At 48.5% G+C, this 19,354-nt stretch carries 17 protein-coding genes; 6 read left to right on the top strand and 11 right to left on the bottom strand.

Going from position 1 to position 19,354, the window contains the following annotated elements; translation table 11 throughout:
- Nucleotides 1-281: 281 nt before the first annotated feature.
- The 5 genes from SPI9445_RS0122315 to deoC all read right to left on the bottom strand — a co-directional run bounded on the left by SPI9445_RS0122315 (nucleotide 282) and on the right by deoC (nucleotide 5,888).
- Nucleotides 282-1,649, bottom strand: a complete 1,368-nt coding sequence (locus SPI9445_RS0122315) for a pyridoxal phosphate-dependent decarboxylase family protein (RefSeq protein WP_017307016.1) — start codon at nucleotides 1,647-1,649, stop codon at nucleotides 282-284.
- Nucleotides 1,650-1,656: 7 nt separating this feature from the next.
- A complete protein-coding gene (locus SPI9445_RS0122310) occupies nucleotides 1,657-2,817 on the bottom strand; it encodes a glycosyltransferase family 4 protein (RefSeq protein WP_017307015.1) in 1,161 nt (386 codons plus the stop codon).
- A 68-nt stretch (nucleotides 2,818-2,885) separates the two neighbouring features.
- Nucleotides 2,886-4,298 (bottom strand): MFS transporter, encoded by a 1,413-nt coding sequence (locus SPI9445_RS0122305; protein ID WP_017307014.1) that lies wholly within the window; start codon nucleotides 4,296-4,298, stop codon nucleotides 2,886-2,888.
- Nucleotides 4,299-4,377: 79 nt separating this feature from the next.
- Nucleotides 4,378-5,205, bottom strand: coding sequence for a DNA repair protein RecO (gene recO, locus SPI9445_RS0122300; RefSeq protein ID WP_017307013.1), 828 nt, complete (start codon nucleotides 5,203-5,205; stop codon nucleotides 4,378-4,380).
- A gap of 2 nt (nucleotides 5,206-5,207) precedes the next feature.
- Nucleotides 5,208-5,888 carry a deoxyribose-phosphate aldolase gene (gene deoC, locus SPI9445_RS0122295; RefSeq protein WP_017307012.1) on the bottom strand — a complete coding sequence of 227 codons (681 nt, stop codon included), beginning with the start codon at nucleotides 5,886-5,888 and terminating at the stop codon, nucleotides 5,208-5,210.
- 235 nt (nucleotides 5,889-6,123) lie between these two features.
- Here deoC and SPI9445_RS26630 point away from each other — a divergent pair, with 235 nt between their 5' ends.
- Complete coding sequence (locus SPI9445_RS26630) at nucleotides 6,124-8,670, top strand: CHAT domain-containing protein (RefSeq protein ID WP_237747999.1); 2,547 nt, start codon at nucleotides 6,124-6,126, stop codon at nucleotides 8,668-8,670.
- A gap of 200 nt (nucleotides 8,671-8,870) precedes the next feature.
- On the opposite strand, the gene SPI9445_RS0122285 is transcribed toward SPI9445_RS26630, so the two are convergent.
- The 3 genes from SPI9445_RS0122285 to SPI9445_RS0122275 all read right to left on the bottom strand — a co-directional run bounded on the left by SPI9445_RS0122285 (nucleotide 8,871) and on the right by SPI9445_RS0122275 (nucleotide 12,332).
- Nucleotides 8,871-9,575: a DUF928 domain-containing protein gene (locus SPI9445_RS0122285; RefSeq protein ID WP_017307010.1), complete on the bottom strand. Its 705-nt coding sequence runs from the start codon at nucleotides 9,573-9,575 to the stop codon at nucleotides 8,871-8,873.
- Nucleotides 9,576-9,586: 11 nt separating this feature from the next.
- On the bottom strand, nucleotides 9,587-11,893 hold the full coding sequence (locus tag SPI9445_RS0122280; protein WP_017307009.1) for a CHASE2 domain-containing protein: 2,307 nt from the start codon (nucleotides 11,891-11,893) through the stop codon (nucleotides 9,587-9,589).
- Between the two features lie 241 nt (nucleotides 11,894-12,134).
- Nucleotides 12,135-12,332, bottom strand: coding sequence for a hypothetical protein (locus SPI9445_RS0122275; RefSeq protein WP_017307008.1), 198 nt, complete (start codon nucleotides 12,330-12,332; stop codon nucleotides 12,135-12,137).
- A 427-nt stretch (nucleotides 12,333-12,759) separates the two neighbouring features.
- On the opposite strand from SPI9445_RS0122275, the gene menB reads away from it, so the two are divergent.
- A complete protein-coding gene (gene menB, locus SPI9445_RS0122265) occupies nucleotides 12,760-13,593 on the top strand; it encodes a 1,4-dihydroxy-2-naphthoyl-CoA synthase (RefSeq protein WP_017307006.1) in 834 nt (277 codons plus the stop codon).
- Nucleotides 13,594-13,608: 15 nt separating this feature from the next.
- Here menB and ruvX read toward each other — a convergent pair whose 3' ends face one another.
- The 3 genes from ruvX to SPI9445_RS0122245 all read right to left on the bottom strand — a co-directional run bounded on the left by ruvX (nucleotide 13,609) and on the right by SPI9445_RS0122245 (nucleotide 15,502).
- Nucleotides 13,609-14,028, bottom strand: coding sequence for a Holliday junction resolvase RuvX (gene ruvX / locus SPI9445_RS0122260; RefSeq protein ID WP_017307005.1), 420 nt, complete (start codon nucleotides 14,026-14,028; stop codon nucleotides 13,609-13,611).
- Nucleotides 14,029-14,393: 365 nt separating this feature from the next.
- Entirely contained in the window at nucleotides 14,394-14,627 is a 234-nt protein-coding gene (locus SPI9445_RS26625) for a type II toxin-antitoxin system HicB family antitoxin (RefSeq protein ID WP_052646649.1), read from the bottom strand.
- A 107-nt stretch (nucleotides 14,628-14,734) separates the two neighbouring features.
- A complete protein-coding gene (locus SPI9445_RS0122245; RefSeq protein WP_017307002.1) occupies nucleotides 14,735-15,502 on the bottom strand; it encodes a DsbA family protein in 768 nt (255 codons plus the stop codon).
- 282 nt (nucleotides 15,503-15,784) lie between these two features.
- On the opposite strand from SPI9445_RS0122245, the gene SPI9445_RS0122240 reads away from it, so the two are divergent.
- From SPI9445_RS0122240 to SPI9445_RS0122220, 4 genes are all read left to right on the top strand, one after another.
- Nucleotides 15,785-16,357, top strand: coding sequence for an adenylate kinase family protein (locus SPI9445_RS0122240; RefSeq protein WP_017307001.1), 573 nt, complete (start codon nucleotides 15,785-15,787; stop codon nucleotides 16,355-16,357).
- Between the two features lie 49 nt (nucleotides 16,358-16,406).
- Nucleotides 16,407-17,126 carry a ribonuclease PH gene (gene rph, locus SPI9445_RS0122235; protein ID WP_017307000.1) on the top strand — a complete coding sequence of 240 codons (720 nt, stop codon included), beginning with the start codon at nucleotides 16,407-16,409 and terminating at the stop codon, nucleotides 17,124-17,126.
- 488 nt (nucleotides 17,127-17,614) lie between these two features.
- Entirely contained in the window at nucleotides 17,615-19,075 is a 1,461-nt protein-coding gene (locus SPI9445_RS0122225; RefSeq protein WP_017306998.1) for a PP2C family protein-serine/threonine phosphatase, read from the top strand.
- 7 nt (nucleotides 19,076-19,082) lie between these two features.
- Nucleotides 19,083-19,319, top strand: coding sequence for a hypothetical protein (locus tag SPI9445_RS0122220; RefSeq protein ID WP_164674577.1), 237 nt, complete (start codon nucleotides 19,083-19,085; stop codon nucleotides 19,317-19,319).
- Nucleotides 19,320-19,354: the final 35 nt, after the last annotated feature.

The raw sequence follows: 19,354 nt of genomic DNA, 5'->3' as shown, positions 1-19,354 counted from the left end.
CATAGGCCTTATTCCTTAATTTTATCTTAAATCCTTTCCAATTAACGAAGCCGGCTCCATCGTTGCTCAATGCCATAACATTTCTTAATCTAGCCTGTAGCCTTTGCTCAATTTGCCTTGCTATGTTGGTCTTTCAGGAACATCAACTCCGAGCCGTAACCGTTAAGATTTATCACAAAATCTCAGACCCAATTCAACAGACTTAAGAACCAATCGAAGACACCAAAGAAAGTTAGTGAATCAAAAGCCTGAATTTCTTCTATTTCCCGTTCCCTGTTCCCCTAACTTCCCCCTTCATCCTTTAAAACAGCATCCGTCACCCGATCTAAAATTGCCCAAATCGGCTCAATCCAAGCCAAATGTTCCGGTTTCATTAAACAAGATCGTAAACAAGTGATAGAGTCTTGATCCCACTCCATCACCACTCCCTGCGACTCCAATAAATATCTAGGTAAATTAGCTAAAGCGAGGTGTAGATTTTCCCGTGCAGCGGCCTTAAAAATCTCTTGCGCTAACCGAGAAGACTGACCCGCCGTTCCCCCATAAACTGCCCAAACGACAATATCTAACTCCGGTGAAAAAACAACTCTAAAGCGAGAGTCCTGTTGCAGCTTATTAAACAAAATCTTAGCCGCTTGACAAGACTGATTTAAACCTCGCGCAAACTCCCCCCCCGGAACTAGGGGAAATAACCTCTGAGTCGCCCACAGTGCCACCGCAGACGATCCCGGTCTAGAACATTCGAGGCTAATTTCTCCTAAATGTAACTCATCTGAACTAAAATAAGTATAGGGGGAATCATGGTGATAAAAACGCCCCACCGTTGGATCTTGAAACAACACACAACCGCACCCATAGGGCTGTAGTCCGTGCTTATGGGGGTCAATGACAATGGAATCCACTTGATTAAGACACGCAAAGGCTTGTTTCGTCTCTGGGGCTAAATCTTCAACTAAGCGAAAATACCCCCCATAGGCAGCATCTGCATGAAGACGAAACCCGTAGATTTTTTGTAGCTCTAAAATTTCCGCTAATGGATCCACCGACCCCGTAGCCGTTGTTCCCATAGTAATAACAACCGTCCCAATTTCTTCGGTTTCCAAAAGCTGTTTTAGCTCTCCTACATCCATCTGAGCGCGAGAATTACAGGGAACGGCTAAAAAGGGAATCCCCAAAACCCTACAAAGGCGAGAATGAGTATAATGGGCTTGGTTAGATGCGACAATTTTCTGACTCGGATGTAGGTTTTTCGCGACCCATAAAGCCTCTAAATTAGCCACCGTTCCCCCACTGCATAAATGGCCTAAATGGCGCTCCCAACCGAACATTTTCGCCAAGTCTGCTACAGCCTCTTTCTCTAGGGCGGAACTCGCTTTCCCCCCATCCAGCGCGTGATTATTGGGGTTAATCCAAAGAGACAACATATAGGCCAGACGCGCTATAGGGGCGGGAGGTTTTAACATTTGTCCCGCATACAATGGATGAGGATAGGGGTAGTTATCCTGCATTCGTCCAGCCACCTCTAGCAGCACATTCTCGACGGCTTCTAGGTCAAGATCATGTTCTACATCAGGCAGGGTGTTAAAGCCCTTATTTAAGCGTTTAAGGGCGGTTTGGAGTAATGCTAAACTGGCCTCGTCTAAAACCATTGGCAAACTAAGCCCAGCGAGTATAAGTCAAGGTCTGAGTTTCCGTTAACACCTCCTGATAGAGTTGCTCTAACTGGGTAATATTGCGGCTGAGGGTGTAGCGTTCTAAAACCCGTTTGCGGCCTTTTTGACCCAGTAATGCGCTTAATTCCGGTTGGTCCCGGAAGAGGGGGAGGAGGGTTTTTAACTGAGTGGTGACGCCCTGGGTACTCATAACGACCCCGGCCCCGTCTTCAATTACTTCGGCATCGGCCCCGGCATCGGTGGCAATGCAGGCCACTCCGCAGGCCATCGCTTCTAGAAGGGAAAGGGATAAACCTTCCACTAAGGAGGGCAAAATAAAGGCATCGGCAGCGCGTAAAATCTCAATGCGCTGTTGCTCGTCGGCAACGAATCCATACCAGAGAATGCCGTCCTCTGGGGTGTAGAAGGGTTTTAACACAGTGCTGAGGGGGCCATCTCCCACGATGACTAATTTACAATCCGGCCCCATATTCGCCAGTTTCCACGCTTTGAGCATGGCCTCTACATTTTTCTCGGTGGAGATGCGTCCCATGTAGACAAATAACCGTTTGGCCCCTAGTCGGGTTTTAAAACGGGAGGGGCCGGGGGAGTATTTCTGCACGTCTACACCATTGGGGATGATGACTACTTTGGGGTCAGGGACTCCTAAACGCACGAGGAGGTCTTTCTGGACTTGGGAAAAGACAATCACCCGGTCGTAGTTGGCTAAACAGGGGGCGTATAGCTGATAGGTGAGAAACTGGGCGCTAGATTTGAGATTGCGCAGTTTGCTGTCGAAGGGGGGGTGAAAGGTGGCAATCAGAGGTAGGTTTAATTCGGCGCAAATTTCCGGTAGGCGGAAATCGAGGGGGGATAGGGTGAGGGAGGCGTGAACGAGGTCAGGTTTGAGGTCGGCGAGCGATCGCATTAATACTTTACTCGACTTCAGGGTAGGGATGGTGTAAATCTGGGATTTATACAGGAAGGGTAGCACGACCTCGGAATGATGCGCCCAACTGTCGGAGAGGGATTCCTCTTGGGCAAAGTGGAGGAAACTCACCCGATGGTCGCGTTCTAGGAGGGCGTTACTGATTTCTCGACCATAGGTGACGTTGCCACAAAACGGGGATTTTTTCCCCAGCCAAGCGATATGGTGATGGTGCATTCACAAATAAGGGAGTAACAACTGATGGGGGAAACAATCGGACGGAGATGATCGTTCACATCATACAATTATTTCCCAGATATCGGTACAATTGCCCCTTTTTGGGCAATATACCAGGTTAAGATCCCTCCCAAGACGACAAAGGCCGCTAACACCCATAAAACGGTTTGTAAGCCCCAGAAGGACTCCGCGACTCCAGCCAGGGCGAGGGGGAGGGAGAGGGCGATGTTAATGGCGTTATTTTGGAGCCCAAAGACTTTCCCGCGCATTTCTTCGGGGGTTTCCGCTTGGATGGTGGTCTGCATGGGAACGCCAATCAGGGCGGCGAAAACGCCTAAAAACCCGGTCATGAGCAGGGCAAGAACAAGGTTATGGGTGAAGAGGGAAAGGCCGACGAGGGAGAGTGCCATTCCAGCGGATCCCCAGAGACTCAGTTGAGCGTTACGGAATCCTTGCCCCCAGTGGCCTAAGAAGGCGGCACCTAGACCCATTCCCAGTCCGGCGGAGGCGAGGAGAAAGCCGAATTGTTCGGCTTTGAGGCTGGGGATGGAGGCGGCGAGGGGGACGGCCAGGACGGCGAGGGCGGCAAAGACGGAGAAGAGAATCACTAACTGGATGAGGGCATTGCGCACGCGATGATGAGCTTGCAGGTACTGAATCCCCTCCCAAATGTCTTGGAAGACGTGGGGGCGTTGGATTTCTAGGGCGGCTCGCTTTTCTCCGGTTTTGAGTAACAGCAGGATCATTCCGGCGATCGCATAGGCCCCCCCCACTAATAATTCTTTGCCAAAAGACCAGCCCAACTGAGTCCCCAGATGATCCATCGCCGCCAGTAACGGTTCCCCGACAGCAAAACCAATGATTAACAGCGCCATCATGGTGGTGGTGTAAAGGGAGTTAGCCGGGAGGAGGCTTTGTCGTTTGACAATCAGGGGCAGGGCGGCCTGTTCGGCGGGGGCGAAAAATTGGGTTAGGGTGGACACAAAGAAGGTGACGACAAGGAGCAGGAGAAAGCCCACGGGAACCCCCCACAACCAGCCCCAATCTCGGGAGAGCCACAGGAGGGGGGGCAGGGCTAAAACGGCTCCCCCCCGTAGGAGATTGCTTAAAACCAGTACATCTTTTTTGGGCCACCGATCCACAAAAACCCCCGCAAGGGAGCCAAAAAGGACGGCGGGAATGGTGAAGGCGATCATAATGGCAGACACCCAGCCACTAATGGGCTGGTCTGGTGCTTGGAAACGACTGGCAATCAGGGCAATCATTAGCACCAGATAGATTTTATCGGCCAGTTGGGAGAAGACTTGACCCAACCAGAGGACGAGAAACCGGGGGTTCTCTAAGACTGGACCAAATCCCCGCTTAAAGGCAGGTGAGAGGCTCTCGGACTGGGGCTGATGGTGCGGGTTGGACGCTTCTGGGGTCGGGGTTGGAAAAGGGGGGTATTGGCGTTTTTCTTGTTCAGGTTCAAACAACTGCATCACTAAGGGATTGTCTCTTTTACTAAATGAAATAATGGCGATTTAAGGATTAAAGGAAATTAAGAAAATCTAAGAAATTTTAAAAATCTACTATGAATAAGGTATCAACTAATGCGGCCGATTGAATGGGCTTGCCTAAATGATATTGGGTATAGTTCCGCAAGGTTTGCTCAATTTTGAGCCAGAGGGCTTTGTTGAGGGCGTTGAGGGTGTGGGGATTGCAGGGTTCAATCTGGGCGAGGTGTTGGAGGAGGGTGAGTTCTTGGGCGCCGAGGAAGGTGTTCATGGGGGGCGGGGTGATTAGGTCGTATTCCGGGCAATGGGTGGAGGCGGGGTGTGGGGGGCCCGAGAGGGGAACCACGCCGCCCACTTCAAAGCTAAAGCCCACTCGTTCGCCGGGGGTGAGTTGTACATGAACTTGGGGGGCAAGACCCGCTAGGGTGAGCAGGTGAAAAACGCCCTGAGTGAGGGAGCAGAGGAGGGAGACGGCGGCGAAATCACTGCTATGGGAGGGGACATCATGGGGGAGTTGATCGAGGCGTTGCAGGTGCAATTTGAGCAGTTCCAAGAGTTCGGCCTGGGGTTGGTCACTCAGGCCAACGGCTAGAACCATTTCGGCCCAGTATTGACTGGTGGCGAGTTTGCCTAAATCTTGGCAAAGACGGGGGTAGGATTCGAGGGTTTCGGCTTGGATGATTTTATCGAGCGATCGCCCTTTGACCAAAAGTAATTCATTGACAACAAAGGGTTCAATCCTGCCCCGTAGGGAGGACTTGGGTTTGCGCGATCCGGGGGCGACCGCTTGCACTAACCCATATTCGGCGGTTAGGATGGTGACGAGGCGATCGGATTCTCCCAAGGGCAAACTCTTCAAATTAATGCCTGTTGCCTTATAAGTTCGACTCATTCTCACTCCTCAAAGGCGATCGCTTCCCGTTGGCGCAGCAAGTCCACCCCCCGAGAGGTTCCCAAGCGCGTCGCCCCCGCCTGAATCAATTCTAGAGCCTGCCCAGGAGTGCGAATCCCCCCCGATGCCTTAATCCCCACCTGTCCTCGGCTGATTTCCTTGAGCAAGCGCACATCGGCCACCGTTGCCCCCCCAAACCAGCCCGTACTGGTTTTAAGGAAAGACACCCCCGCTTCTAAACAAACCTCCGCCGCAAGGCGTTTTTCCCCCTCCGTCAACACCGCCATTTCTAAAATCGCCTTAACCGTTTGTCCACTTTCCTCGCAAATTTCCGCCATTTCCTGATAAATGCGTTCCGTATCCCCCCCTTTTAACCAGCCCAAATTAATCACCACATCCAATTCCCGCGCCCCATTTTCCACCGCTTCGAGGGCTTCATAGACTTTAGTGGCTCTCGTCGTGGCTCCCGAGGGAAAGCCAATCACCGCACAAACTTGAGGAGCTTTTCCTTGTAGGGCTTCCCGCGCTGTGCGCACCGCCCAAGGATAAACACAGACGGCCGGGAAATCATAGCGAACCGCTTCCCCACAGGCCTGTTGTACCGCTTCTAGGGTGGCTGTGGGTTGTAGTACAGAATGATCTATATACTCAGCTAAATCAATTTCGGAATAACCGCGTTCCATGCTTTTTTTGGGGGTTGTATTGGGTTGGGGGATTTTCTATTCATTCTACAGTAGCCGGGAGCGACTATCCGCCGCTAAGGGCTTGTAGGATGTAGCGGCGGATTCTCGGTTCTCAGGTTCTTCGCTGATTGCCTCCCCAGAGAACCAGACTCGGCAAGCTCAGATATAGTTAGGTGGGGCTTGTTGAAGAACTCGCAAAAAATAGGAGTAAGAATTGAATTTTCGGTTTTTCGTTGTGGCGCTTCTTTCTCTCTGTCTCTGTTGCCTGACTCCCTCTCTCACTATGGCTCAAGGGGGGAGTTTTGCCCTGATTGAACAGGGATTAATCGCCTATCCCCAAAACCCAGCAGAGGCGATTACATTATGGCGGCAAGCTCTCCCCCAAGAGACTCGCAACACTCAAGCGCTGATTTATCATTACCTGTCTTTAGGCTATCAGGAGTTGGGACAGTGGCAGGAGGCGGAAGAGGCACTGAGGGAGGGGTTTCGCCGTTTGCCGGGGGAGGGACAAACTGTAGAAAATCTGGCAGTTGAGGCGAAGTTGTTCAATACTCAGGGGCGCTTCTATTGGCTCACCGGATGGCCTCAGCAAGCCCTAGGAGCGTGGCAAAGGGCGACGGTGGCCTATGAAAGGGTGGAAGACTCGGAGGGGGTGATAGGCAGTTTAATCAATCAATCTCAAGGGTTGCTGTTTTTGGGGTTTCCCTTGGAAGCGAAAGCGGTTTTAAAGCGGGTGGAGGGGGTGTTAGATGGCTTACCGGAGGGGGATTTAAAGGAGCAGGGGCGGCAAAGTTTGGGGCGGGTGTGGCGACAGGTGGGGGAGTTGGGGCAGTCTGAAGCGATTTTAGAACAAGGGAGAAGTAGCGGGAATTGGTTGGAGTTGGGGAATACAAGACGGGTTTTGTGGGAACGTGCGATCGCCTTGGAAGAAAAGGCGGAGGTTGAATCGGCTCTCAATGCCTATCAGGAGGCGTTTCAACGGGCAACAACTCCCCTCGAACAAGTGCAAGCTCAACTCAATCAGTTAAGTCTACAAATTGCAGCCGAACAGTGGACAGAAGCGGCACAAATTCAAGCCTCCCTCGCTCCTTTATTGGCACAACTCCCCCCGAATCATTTCAGTCTAGAAACCCAGTTAAATTTTGCCCAGAGTTTAATCTGTTTACAGGAGGAGTTAAACCGGGTGTCGGGGGTGCCAGGATGTCGGGCTATTCCCCCTGTCCAGTCTACTCCTACAGGGGTCATCATTGGTCAGCAATTGGCGCAAGGGGTACAAAGGGCGCGGGAGTTAGGGGATTTGCGGCTGGAGTCGGCGGCGCTGGGACAGTTGGGGGAATTGTACGAACGGAATCAACAGTATAGTGAGGCGGAACGTTTGACCCAACAGGCTTTAAGGATTGCTGAAGATCGGCAGGCGCTCGACTTGCGGTATCGCTGGGAATGGCAACTGGGGCGGTTAGCGGAACGACAGGATCATCCCGAACGTGCGATCGCCCTCTACAAAATCGCCCTGAAAACACTGGATCAAGTCCGTTCTACTTTATTACCCGTTGACCCTAATATTCAGTTTGATTTTCGGGATAATATTGAGCCAATTTATCGCCGATTAGCAGAACTTTTGCTGGAGGACAATCCGGGGGAGGAAAACATCAAAGAAGCCCTCGAAACCATTGATCAATTGCAATTAGTGGAATTAGAGAATTTTCTCAGATGCCGAATTTTGCCCCTAGTTCCCATTACACAAAATTTGAATCATCTAGATGACCAAACGGCTCTAATCTACCCCATTTTATTTAAGCATAAAATGGTGATTATTGTCAAGTTTCCCCAGCAACCCTTTAAAGCCTATTGGGTTGATAAAAGTCGAGAGGAGATTGAGGATAAAGCATTATATTTTCAAGATTTATTTATTAAAAACGAGGCTGTAAGTGATATCATAGATTTAGGCACTAATCTTTATGAAACCCTAATTAGACCTTGGGAAACTGAATTAAACAAACAGCCCAATCTCAAACATTTAGTCTTCATTTTAGATGGGGCATTAAGAAATATACCAATGTCGGCACTGTGGGATACTAACCACCAAGAGTATTTAGGACAAAAACCTTATAGTCTGTCAATTTTACCGAATCTTAATGTTTTCGACTTACAGCGCGCTGCAACAACTAAGCTTAATGTTTTGTTGTTAGGAGTCAGTGAGGAAAGAAGGATTGAAGATCAACGATTTTGGGTCTTGGAGAATGTCGAGCAAGAACTAGAAGAAATTGCGGCAATTTTTCCCGCTAAGACCTTATTAAACGCAGAATTTTCTAAGCAGGCTTTACAACAGGTATTAGAGACTGAATCGTTTTCGGCCATTCATATTGCCAGTCATGGAAAATTTAGCTCGAACCTAGAAAATACTTATGTGATGACCTATGAGGAACTGTTAAGAATAAACACCCTTCAAGCGTTAATTAGAACAAATTTTGAACGGCGACTCACTCCGTTAGAAATCCTCACCCTGAGCGCCTGTCAAACCGCTACTGGCGACAATCGAGCGACGCTGGGATTAGCGGGAATTGCCGTGCGTTCTGGTGCAAAAACAACCTTAGCCAGTTTGTGGCAAGTCAATGATGCTTCAACTCGGGAGTTAATGACTGAATTTTATCGACAGTTACAAAATCCTGAGATTACTAAAGCCGAAGCTCTATATTTAGCCCAACAAAAATTAATTAATCATGCGCAATATGATTCGCCTGTTCATTGGGCTGCTTATATTTTAGTGGGAAACTGGTATTAAGATTAAAGTGGTTTGAATTATCCGTGGGGTGTGTCAGAAAGCATAATTGGGGTTAAACAGAAAAACTGTCAATTGTTGGGTTGCGCTGATACTTTACCCAACCTACAGTTAATTGTTGGGTTGCACTGGTGCTTTACCTAACCTACAGTTAATTGTTGGGTTGCGCTGACGCTTCACCCAACCTACGAACGAATAACGGGTTATTCTGGGGACAATAGGATGACATTTTCTCCAATTAAGTGTTCTAATTCTAATTCTTTCAGCAGAGCTTGCCATGTGGGATCATCGGCAAATGTACCGTTATTCTCTAGAATTGCCTGTACTGTGTTGGTGACAATATCATAGGAAAAATAATCAGTATTTGGCTCCGTCACTGGCATTTTTGTTATCAACGAATTTAAGCGGATATCATGGGGGATTCCGCGTCTTTTTTCGCTACAATTTAAGACAAAAACCCACTCATAGACTTGATTGTTTAAAAAAGGTGTTTCAGGGTATAACGGAATGCCAATAATGCCAGATTGTTCGAGAGAAGTAATAGTATTTCTGTAAATTGTTTTGCGATTTTGAGGATTAGGATCTCGATTTTCTACGCGAAAGTTAATCTCATGAATTTGGTCGCGGGTGTAAGGAATATAAACCCATAAAATCGGATGTTCTACTGTAGTAATTCCGTGAAAGTTGGGTGGAGCAATTACGCTAATTTCATGCTCGGTAGTGGGACAGTCTCCTAGGGGAGAACCGGGGGGACGAGTACCACCAGGGCCTCTTCTTGTTGGGGGGGTTCCTCGATTAGATGAGGAAGAAGAAGACGAGTTTTGACTGTATAGTATTTGGGCATTCAGAGCAGAGTCCGAAAGAAAAGACAGTAAGACCAAAACTAGGGAAAGTTTGAGTAATTTCATGATAGTTTTTCCTATTTTTCAAATTGTGGGAAGGGAAGCAAGGCGATAATCATTCCACTGGTTAAATAACCTAGAATAGCGGGAATCAAGGGCAACCATCCTCCCCCTATTACTAGGATTCCCCAAGAAAGACCATAGATAACCCCTAGGGTTAAACTGAGGGTTAATCCATAAGCAAATTGAGACATTTTGTAATGTTTTTTATAAACCATTAAACCTGTGCCTAAAATTGACCAAAATCCAACCCAAATGACATCCCCCCAGAAGGGTAAAGCCCACAACAGAGGACGTTTATCTAGGACTGCACTAATGAGGGAACTAACAAGATGAGCTTGTATATGTAAACTCCGCATATTGCCGTAGGGTGTTTGATTTTCATCTCGACTACTAGACGCAATGACACCAATTAAAACAATACGATCTCTGATCCAGTCCGGTTGAAAAGATCCTGCTAAAAGCTGTTGTACTGAGATGGATTGAGCCAGTTCGGGGGTAGCTCGATAGTTGATGAGCAATTGATAGCCTTGAGGGTCATGATTTTGGTATCCTCCGCTATGAGAACCTAACGGTTGTAAAACAAGATTACCTACTTGCCAATGGTTTTCGGAGTTGAGGGAAAACTCTAGGTTTTGTGGAGTTAGGTATTCTTGGACGATTTGAAACGCAAAGGAAAAGTTACTGGAACAGGGGGAATAATCTGCGATGATGGGGGCGCTGCGCTCTAATAAAATCCGGCGGATTACATTGTGTTTACCATCCCATTCAAGGTCATTGTACCCCACTTGTTTGGGAGGACTGTGGGGAGGGGGTGCGATCGCCTCGTTTCCGTATTCATCCCCCAAAGCACAACTCGTAATTAAGTTATCCTGTTGTTTAAACTCTGTCACCAGTGCCTCGTATCCAGTAGCAACAGGTTGATCCCGGTAAATATTTAAACCCATCACTCGCGGTTGATGGGCGCTAAGTTTACTCAAAACTTGGCTTAAAATATCATCCGGTAAAGGATTCCCATATTGGTTCAAATCCCCCTCCGTCACTCCCACCAACAATAAACGGGAATCCCCCGCTTCCACCGGGCGCTGTACCAATAGATGATCATAGGCCGCCCATTCCCATCCTTGCAATACCCCAGTAGCTCGCACCCCCATCACCAAGGCCGTACAAAGGAGACTCACCCCCACCCACTGCCATCTCCAAAGGGGGGGTTTCGAGACGCTGGGAGTGCGTAGGAGTTTATCCCACGTTAGGGAATCTACCCCGGGATTTTGATAGACAATCGGCAACCAACTGGCACAGGGAAACTCGCTTTCTAACCCCTGTAGGCGCTCTCTGGCCACTTGTACCGCTTGTTCAAAGCGTCTGCCCTCGGAAAAAGCGGCCAAGAAATATTTCAGGAATTCATGGGCGACTTGATCCGGTACTAACTCCCGCATGACCACCATTTGGGGGATAGATAGATCATTGAGACGACGGGCTAATCCTAACCCATCACAGGAGTTAAAAATGGCTAACTGTAACCCTTGATTAACGGCAGTTTTCAAGCCGTACCATAACTCATCAATGGTTAAACTTTCACGGGGGTTAATATAAATTTTCCCGGTTCCGGTGTCTCGCTCGGTTTCACTGTGTCCAGCAAAAAAGATAATATCCCAGGACTGTTCCCAGAGTTGGTCATTAATGGCACTGCGTCGGGGTTCAACTAAGAACAGGGGATCTACATTAGGTAAACTCTGGATAATGTCATAGTCGATGTCGGTATTAATCCCTTCCCGATGGCCTAAGATGACGAGGATTTTCAGCTTAGAACGGGGTTGAGGGGGACTCGGTGGACTGGAGGTGAGACTGAGGGGGCTAAAGAGGGGTTCTGTGGGGCAGTATTGGGCTAAAACCTGCCAGAGGTGCCAGGGGAGTTTTTGCAGGTGCGGATCGTCTGTGCGTAGGAGGAAACGGAGGGGTTGATCTTGTCGGAAGGCCACTAATAATTCTTGGCTGATCGGCAGAAAGGAGGGGGATTGTAACCACTGATTGAGGCGATCGCGCAAACTCTGCCCCGACTCCTGACAAGCTACCCGTTTCTCCTGAATTGACCCCCCATAATCAATAGTTTTAGCCTTCAATTTCCGCCCATAGGGTGCCCCCAAAGGACGATATTTTTCCAGCCAATGCTGGTCAATTAATTGGGCTAACTGAGAATCCCCCGGCAAAAACCCCACCCGTTCCACTTGAGGGCGCTGTTGTTCCTCCCCCACCTCCAACGTGACCCGAAACCCCTGTTCTTCTAGGTTTCCATCCAGTTTGAGCGTGATGAGCCTTCCCATAGTAACCTTAGCCCCCCTTACCGATCATGACTTCTATCTTAAATCTCTGGCAAATCTCGGGATTTTGATGCAAAGGTTAATCAACAGCAGGGGATTTATCAAGATGACCCGGAAAACCCCATCCACAAGGGGATGGGGCAGTTGACTTAGCTCTCTTCTGTCACTATCGGATAATTCCACGAAGTTACGCCATCACAGCCTACGGGTTTTCGTTGTTTGACCTCAGTTTGACAAAAGACAGTTAGATATTATGTGCAGCAATCCCCGGCGCATAGGCTTCTAACACCCGCCCCGTTTCCGAACAACTGATCAATAAATAATCACAAGCTCCACATTGAGTTTGCACTAATTGAGCTTGCCCCAAATCCGGTCTGAGCAAATAATGCCGTTCTGCGGGCTTCCCACAGTTCGGACACCGGATTGTTTCTACCTGAGTCATAACACCACCCGTCATAACGCTACCTCAAAACTTGTTTATAAAATGCCGTGTTTATCCCCGTTCAAAAACTGGATACACCCTGTTTTTGCCCGGATTTCTAATAGGATAGTCGCCACTTTTGCAAAATATTAAGATTATTTTAAAAATGTGTGAGTTTGCAAAAATAGCTAGAATTAATTGATCCCATAGTACTATAACAAGAATTCTAGCCACTTGGCTAATCCTGCGACTAAAATTGAGCCAGTCCTAAATTATTTTAGACAAATCTTCATTTTTTCTTAATATTTAAAAACAAAAAAATACACATCCCAGCCAGATCCGGCCTCTCTTCCCCCAGTTCAATAGCCCAAAACCTTGTCCATTGAGCCATAACTCAAATCGGACTGGTATAGTAACATTGTCCCGAAAAAACTTGAGTGATCGATCGATGCAAATAGACTGGCAAGTTGCCAAAAATTACAGCGACATCTTGTATCACAAAACCGACGGCATCGCCAAAATTACAATTAATCGTCCCCACAAACGCAATGCGTTCCGACCCAAGACGGTTTTTGAGCTTTATGATGCGTTTTGTGATGTCCGTGAAGATCCCGAAATCGGTGTTGTCTTATTGACCGGAGCCGGCCCCCATACCGATGGCAAATATGCCTTTTGTTCCGGGGGAGATCAAAGCATCCGAGGAGAAGCCGGATATATTGACGATCAAGGCGTTCCCCGCCTAAACGTCCTTGACCTACAACGTTTAATTCGCTCCCTACCGAAAGTCGTCATCGCCCTCGTTGCAGGCTATGCCATTGGGGGGGGTCATGTTTTACACCTGCTCTGTGATTTAACCATTGCCGCCGATAACGCCATTTTTGGGCAAACCGGCCCCAAAGTCGGCAGTTTTGACGGGGGATTTGGCGCGTCCTACTTAGCCCGCATTGTGGGGCAGAAAAAAGCCCGAGAAATCTGGTTTCTCTGTCGTCAGTACAACGCCCAACAAGCCCTAGACATGGGCTTAGTGAATACTGTTGTCCCCGTCGAGCAACTGGAAGCAGAAGGAGTCCAGTGGGCGCAGGAAATCCTAACGAAAAGCCCCATCGCCATTCGTTGCCTCAAAGCCGCCTTTAATGCCGATTGTGATGGTCAGGCCGGATTACAGGAGTTAGCAGGCAACGCCACGCTTTTGTATTACATGACCGAAGAAGGCAGCGAAGGCAAGCAGGCCTTTTTAGAAAAACGTCCCCCCGATTTTCGCCAGTATCCTTGGCGGCCGTGAGGGAAAACCCCCCCACTAGCGGCGACAATCTAACCACTGTTGGAGAATAATTGCCGCCGCTTTGCGGTCTACTAAGCCCTTGTGATATCTGGGGGAGAGATTTTGGGCTTTCATCATTTCCTTTGCCTCATAGGACGTTAAACGCTCATCCACAAACTCTAGGGGCAGTTGTAAAGCGTCTCCTAAGCGCCGAGCATATTTTTGGACTTGCTTGGCCTGAAAGCCGATGTTTCCCTCTTTGTTATAGGGCAAACCCACCACTAACACCTGAACTTGACGTTCTTGCACAATGGCTTGAAAGCGCGCCACATCTTCGGTAAAACTCCGCCGTTCGATGGTTTCTAGTCCGGTGGCAATTAACCCCAGTCCATCACATCCAGCAACACCAATGCGCCGTTTACCAACATCTAAACCCAGCGCGGAAATTCTGTTCATGATCTTTTTTTAGCTTGCGAGTGGGCAGTTCTCCCAACTTAATATAGTCCTGTGATTTGTTCCCTGTTAAGAGTTCCCTGTTGCCTTGTTGAGCCTAGCATAGGCGTGTTATTCAGCAGACCCTATTTAGATCGATGTTGTTGATGATTGGTAAAGTGTGGCCGAGTTTTAACAAAAATGTTGCGGAATTCCCCTTCCTCGCTTGCAGGGAGGGGATGGACTTGACCACTAACTCCCAAAGCGAAAACCAAGCTAAAAAGGGCTGTGTTGCAAGAGAAAATTTGGGTCTTAGGAACTAGGACTTCTGCCTGGGGAGGGAAGATAAGACTCGCTATATTTCGGTATAGAAAGCACTTCCCATTGAATCAGGAAGCTCCATCCTCGCGCCTAGGCAGGGTGGGGTAGTTCACCCCAACTAAAATCCAGTCTTCTAAGATGGAGCGCAATTGCTGATCACACTCCCGCAATGTTGCGGCAAATGCGATCACTCCTTTGCATGATGGAATACGAGCGACAAACGTACCATCTTCGAGTTTATCGTAAGTCGCTTGAGACATTGCTTCCTCAATATATTGACTGAGAATGTAATTGATGTTCACAGTAAACCTCGTTTGAATTCCGGGTGAATTACTCAAGGCTGATAGGCATACAGCGCCGGGTTTTGGGAATATCTATCGGTTGTTTTTGCCGGATTCCTAGATTTAGATCAATTTAGCACTCGGGCTAGGACAGCTTCAAAATCTTGTAGGGAAACGGCTCCGGGGATGGGTTCTCCGTTGATGGCAAAGAAGGGGGTGCCGCGTAGTCCTAAACTTTGGGCGAGTTGGACATCTTCTGCAATGGCACGTTCGGCGGCTTCACTGTTGCGATCGCCATTAAACTGTTCTAGATTTAAACCCAAACGACGGGCTATCTTGATATACAACGCTTCTCCCAGTTGATCTTGTTGTTCAAACAGGGCATCATGATAGTCCCAGAATTTCCCCTGTTGATGGGCTGCCCAAGCCGCTAAAGCCGCCGGATAAGCTTGATCATGAATTTGGGTAAGCGGGAGGTGTTTATAAACAAACGTCACCCGATCTTGATGTTGTCGGATAAAAGATTTTAGAGTTTTATGAGCTTCTGCACAAAAAGGACATTGAAAGTCAGAGAACATCACCATCACGACATCTTGTTCCGCCGCCCCACGGGTCGGTGATGAGCCAATAATTCCGCTAGGATTGGCTTTCATGCCGTCTAAAACCGCCTGCTGTTGTTGCTGTTGAATAGCCTGTTGCCGCGCTTGATAGACTTGGAGGGATTCAATGATCACTTCGGGGTTTTGGCGGATGACCTCTAGCACTTTGCTTTCAAATTGGGAGTCAATTTGGGCAGCCATAGCGGCTGATGTGGGGACAAGGAGGCCGAAGTTACTCAACCACAGACACAAGGTTAGGAGGGTGATCAAGACGGGGCGCAGTAGGGTGTGAATCATGGGAGAATCGGAGGATTGGGGGTTAATCAGGTTTAGCTAATTATCCCACACCCCACAGCCCACACAAAACTTGATTGTCCTGCACAATTCCTCATCAAACCTTTGCAAAAGAACGGTTCGTGAACGTTTACAGTGGAATTATAGCCAACCTATCTGAGTCGTGCTAAAAAGGCTCGCCTGCCATCAAAATAGGACAATAACCCTAGAGTTCACGTCTCATTGGGACTGGCTATATCTCGGGATTGGTTACTGATGATTGAGCGACGAAGGGAGTAAAAGGCGATGAGATTAATTCTATTAGGTGGCCCAGGATCGGGAAAGGGGACTCAATTACGCAACTTGAGTCAACACTTGCAACTGGCAGGGATTTCGGTGGGGGATGTGTTACGACAGGCGATCGCATCTCAAACCTTTTTAGGGGTGAAAGCCCAGCCCTATGTGGAACGAGGGGAATTAGTTCCCGATCCATTAATGATTCAGTTAATGCGTCTGCGCTTCCTTCAGCCCGATTTAGGAACAGAACATAAAGGCTGGATTTTAGAAGGTTATCCCCGCACCGCTTTTCAAGCCGAAGAATTAGATTTTGTCCTTGATGACTTTGGACAGTTTCTCGATTCTGCGATTTATTTAAAAATCGATGAAACAGCCATGCGAGAGCGTTCTTTAGCCAGATCCCGCGCTGACGATAGCCCAGAAATCCTCAATAAACGGATTAGCTTATTCCATCAACGGACGATCCCCATCTTGGAATACTATGGTCGTCGGCAAAAACTCTTAATCCTCAATGCAGAAAAATCAGTCGAGGAAGTGACCCAAGAAATCTTGCAAAAACTTGAACTGTTAACCAAAGGTTAGCAAAGGAATTTATCCTATTGGGAAACTGCCCTCATTATCCCCAAAATTTATGCCTTGGCAACGTCCCGATGGTCGGCTTCCCCATCAACTCCGTCCCATTCGCTTTGAATGTGATTTTACCCGCTTTGCGACGGCTTCTGTTCTAGCCCATGCGGGAGAGACAAAGGTATTATGTACCATTAGCATTGCTCCTGGTGTTCCCAACTTTCTCCTCGGCAGTAATCAGGGCTGGTTAACGGCTGAATACCGAATGTTACCGGGGGCCACCCCCCAACGCCAAGCCCGGGAATACCTGAAATTATCAGGACGCACCCAAGAAATTCAGCGTCTGATTGGTCGCAGTTTACGCGCTGCCCTCGATTTAGAATTATTAGGGGAGCGCACCATTACCGTAGATGCAGATGTTCTTCAAGCCGATGCTGGGACGAGAACCACAGCCATCACCGGAAGTTATGTCGCCCTAGCCTTAGCCATTGAGAAACTCATGGAGCGCGGGGAAATTCTGCGATCGCCCATTCGCTACCCCGTCGCCGCCGTTTCCGTAGGACTCATTGAGGGAGAGATTTTCCTCGATCTTAATTATGTCGAAGATGTCACCGCCGATTTAGATTTTAATATCGTCATGACCGGGAACTTAGACCTGATTGAAATACAAGGCACCGCAGAATCCGGGAGTTTCACCCGAGATCAACTCAATCAAATCATTGAAATGGCACAAACCGGGATTCAAGACTTATTAATTCTCCAACAACAAGCCCTCAAACAGTGAACAATTATCAGGAATCCGTCGTTGATTAACGATCCTCCCCGACTCAAAAGATCCAAATGCTTGACAAATGAATTTAAATCAGTTAAGGATGATGGGACAACTTCCTAACCTGAGTAACGATCTAGCTCAATTGATAGGTCAAATCTGGATTTATCAAGTGTTAGACCGTTAGCTCTATCATTGACCCACGGATCAAGAATTTTCTAAGGGCTAACAGGGTTTAAACAGAAACCATTCCCTTGGCAGGGCTAAAATGGCCTTGGGAATAAAGACCACTGCTTCAATGGCCGTTTTGCGGACTGAACCCCGTTGAGTTGAACCGAATATTACTTAGCTCTCGAACGTTTTAGCGTTATCTACTCAGTTGGGTGTCTTGTGCCATCATCTTCATTCAGGTGATTCCTAGGTCGGGTTTTCCTTTCCTAGGGAAGGCTACGCCAACGCACCATATTTGCTCTGTTGATTTTATCTTGCCAACGCCTGATCCCATGACCGCAGCCCCCCTTCCTCCTCCCCAGTCCTCCACCTCCTCAGATACAACTTCTGCCGCCAAGACAGAAGCTGACAAGACCCCCGTTTCCGCCCTCAAGGAATTAGTCTCCCGTCTCCATCGGGAACAAAACCGAATTCAAAATCTCCTGAGTTCCTTGGGCTTCGCCCTGCGCAGTTTTAACAATCTCAATCAGTTTTTAGAAATTGTGCCGCTTATGGCCGCCCGCGTCACTGATTCTGATGGCGGAGCCCTCGTGTTATTAAAACCCAATGGCCAAGCGCGCCTAGAACAGTTACACTGTCAAGAAGGTCACGCTTGTCAGGATATCCGACAGGTGTTAGAGTCTGTCACCAAGCAAATGGCCGCTGAGGGGAGTCAAGCCCCGGTGATTGCCAGTTATTCATCCGGCAGCCTCAAAACCCCTGATTTAAAAGCCATTCACTTCAATCCTTCCCTTTTAGATGAACAGTTAAAAGCCTCCCTAGAAGATGATATACAGTTATTTGGTACCCCCATCCTGATTAAAAATGAAGAGCGGGGACGTTTGTATGTCTTTAGTCGAGATGAGGAGTATATCTGGACGACGACGCGGAAAAAATTAGTCCAGTTAGTGGCAGACCAGACGGCCGTTGCCATTGCGAATCATGAACTGACCAACGAACTCCGCAAAAAAGAACGTCTCGACCGAGAATTAGAAATCGCCGCCGAAATTCAAGATCATCTCTTGCCCAGTAAATGCCCCATTGTTGAGGGGGTGGAGTTAGCGGCCAGTTGTAAGACCGCTAACCGGGTGGGGGGAGACTACTATGATTTTATCCCGGCCAGTTACGAACAATTTGACCCCCAAGAGCGACAACCTGCGGCCTCGGTGCCTTGGAGTATTGTGATTGGGGATGTGATGGGGAAAGGGGTACCGGCCGGGCTAATTATGACCATGACTCGGGGAATGTTGCGGGCGGAGGTGTTAAACCGTCACTCTCCCTCTACCATTGTCCAACACTTAAATCAGGTGATGTATGTGGACTTGGAAAATTCTCATCGTTTCTTGACGTTGTTTTACTCGGAATACGACCCCAAAACCCGGGTTCTTTCCTATACCAACGCCGCCCACAATCCCCCGTTGTTGTGGCACGCGGCCAGTCAGTCGATTTTGAAATTAGACACCAAAGGAATGTTAATTGGTTTAGAACCCAATTCTGACTATGAGGACGCACAAATTCAACTGGAATCTGGGGACACGATTATGTACTATACCGATGGTTTCACGGATGCGGTGAATCAAGAGGGCGATCGCTTTGATGAAGAGGGTTTGATTCAGGTCTTTGAATGGTGTTGTCGCCAAGGTTATCGGCCCCAAGCGTTACTGAATCAACTGTTTAAGGCGGTCAAAGAGTTTAGCGGGGAGGATAGTCCTCGGGGGGATGATATGACCGTTGTAGTGATGCAAGTCCTTTAGATAGGGCTTGCTGAATAAGTCCAAGAGTTGGGGAATCGGGAGTCGGGAATCGGGAGTCGGGAGTCGGGAGTCGGGAGTCGGGAGTCGGGAATCGGGAGTCGGGAGTCGGGAGTCGGGAGTCGGGAGTCGGGAGTCGGGAGTCGGGAGTCGGGAATCGGGAGTCGGGAGTCGGGAATCGGGAGTCGGGAGTCGGGAGTCCGGGAACTCTCCCCCTCTGTTCCCTGTTCCCTGTTCCCTAAAATAAAAGAGTTTTTGGCTATTCACTAGCCACTATTCCCC

This window comes from Spirulina subsalsa PCC 9445, assembly GCF_000314005.1.
Lineage (GTDB): Bacteria > Cyanobacteriota > Cyanobacteriia > Cyanobacteriales > Spirulinaceae > Spirulina_A > Spirulina_A subsalsa.
This window is presented reverse-complemented; position numbering and strand designations above follow the sequence as displayed.

Excerpts from the sequence above, each read along its gene's own strand:
- rph (WP_017307000.1), top strand. The coding sequence starts at position 16,407 with ATGCCTTGGCAACGTCCCGATGGTCGGCTTCCCCATCAACTCCGTCCC.
- menB (WP_017307006.1), top strand. The coding sequence starts at position 12,760 with ATGCAAATAGACTGGCAAGTTGCCAAAAATTACAGCGACATCTTGTAT.
- SPI9445_RS0122310 (WP_017307015.1), bottom strand. The coding sequence starts at position 2,817 with ATGCACCATCACCATATCGCTTGGCTGGGGAAAAAATCCCCGTTTTGT.
- SPI9445_RS0122225 (WP_017306998.1), top strand. The coding sequence starts at position 17,615 with ATGACCGCAGCCCCCCTTCCTCCTCCCCAGTCCTCCACCTCCTCAGAT.
- ruvX (WP_017307005.1), bottom strand. The coding sequence starts at position 14,028 with ATGAACAGAATTTCCGCGCTGGGTTTAGATGTTGGTAAACGGCGCATT.
- SPI9445_RS0122245 (WP_017307002.1), bottom strand. The coding sequence starts at position 15,502 with ATGATTCACACCCTACTGCGCCCCGTCTTGATCACCCTCCTAACCTTG.
- SPI9445_RS0122280 (WP_017307009.1), bottom strand. The coding sequence starts at position 11,893 with ATGGGAAGGCTCATCACGCTCAAACTGGATGGAAACCTAGAAGAACAG.
- SPI9445_RS0122240 (WP_017307001.1), top strand. The coding sequence starts at position 15,785 with ATGAGATTAATTCTATTAGGTGGCCCAGGATCGGGAAAGGGGACTCAA.
- SPI9445_RS0122275 (WP_017307008.1), bottom strand. The coding sequence starts at position 12,332 with ATGACTCAGGTAGAAACAATCCGGTGTCCGAACTGTGGGAAGCCCGCA.
- recO (WP_017307013.1), bottom strand. The coding sequence starts at position 5,205 with ATGAGTCGAACTTATAAGGCAACAGGCATTAATTTGAAGAGTTTGCCC.
- SPI9445_RS0122305 (WP_017307014.1), bottom strand. The coding sequence starts at position 4,298 with ATGCAGTTGTTTGAACCTGAACAAGAAAAACGCCAATACCCCCCTTTT.
- SPI9445_RS0122285 (WP_017307010.1), bottom strand. The coding sequence starts at position 9,575 with ATGAAATTACTCAAACTTTCCCTAGTTTTGGTCTTACTGTCTTTTCTT.
- SPI9445_RS0122315 (WP_017307016.1), bottom strand. The coding sequence starts at position 1,649 with ATGGTTTTAGACGAGGCCAGTTTAGCATTACTCCAAACCGCCCTTAAA.
- deoC (WP_017307012.1), bottom strand. The coding sequence starts at position 5,888 with ATGGAACGCGGTTATTCCGAAATTGATTTAGCTGAGTATATAGATCAT.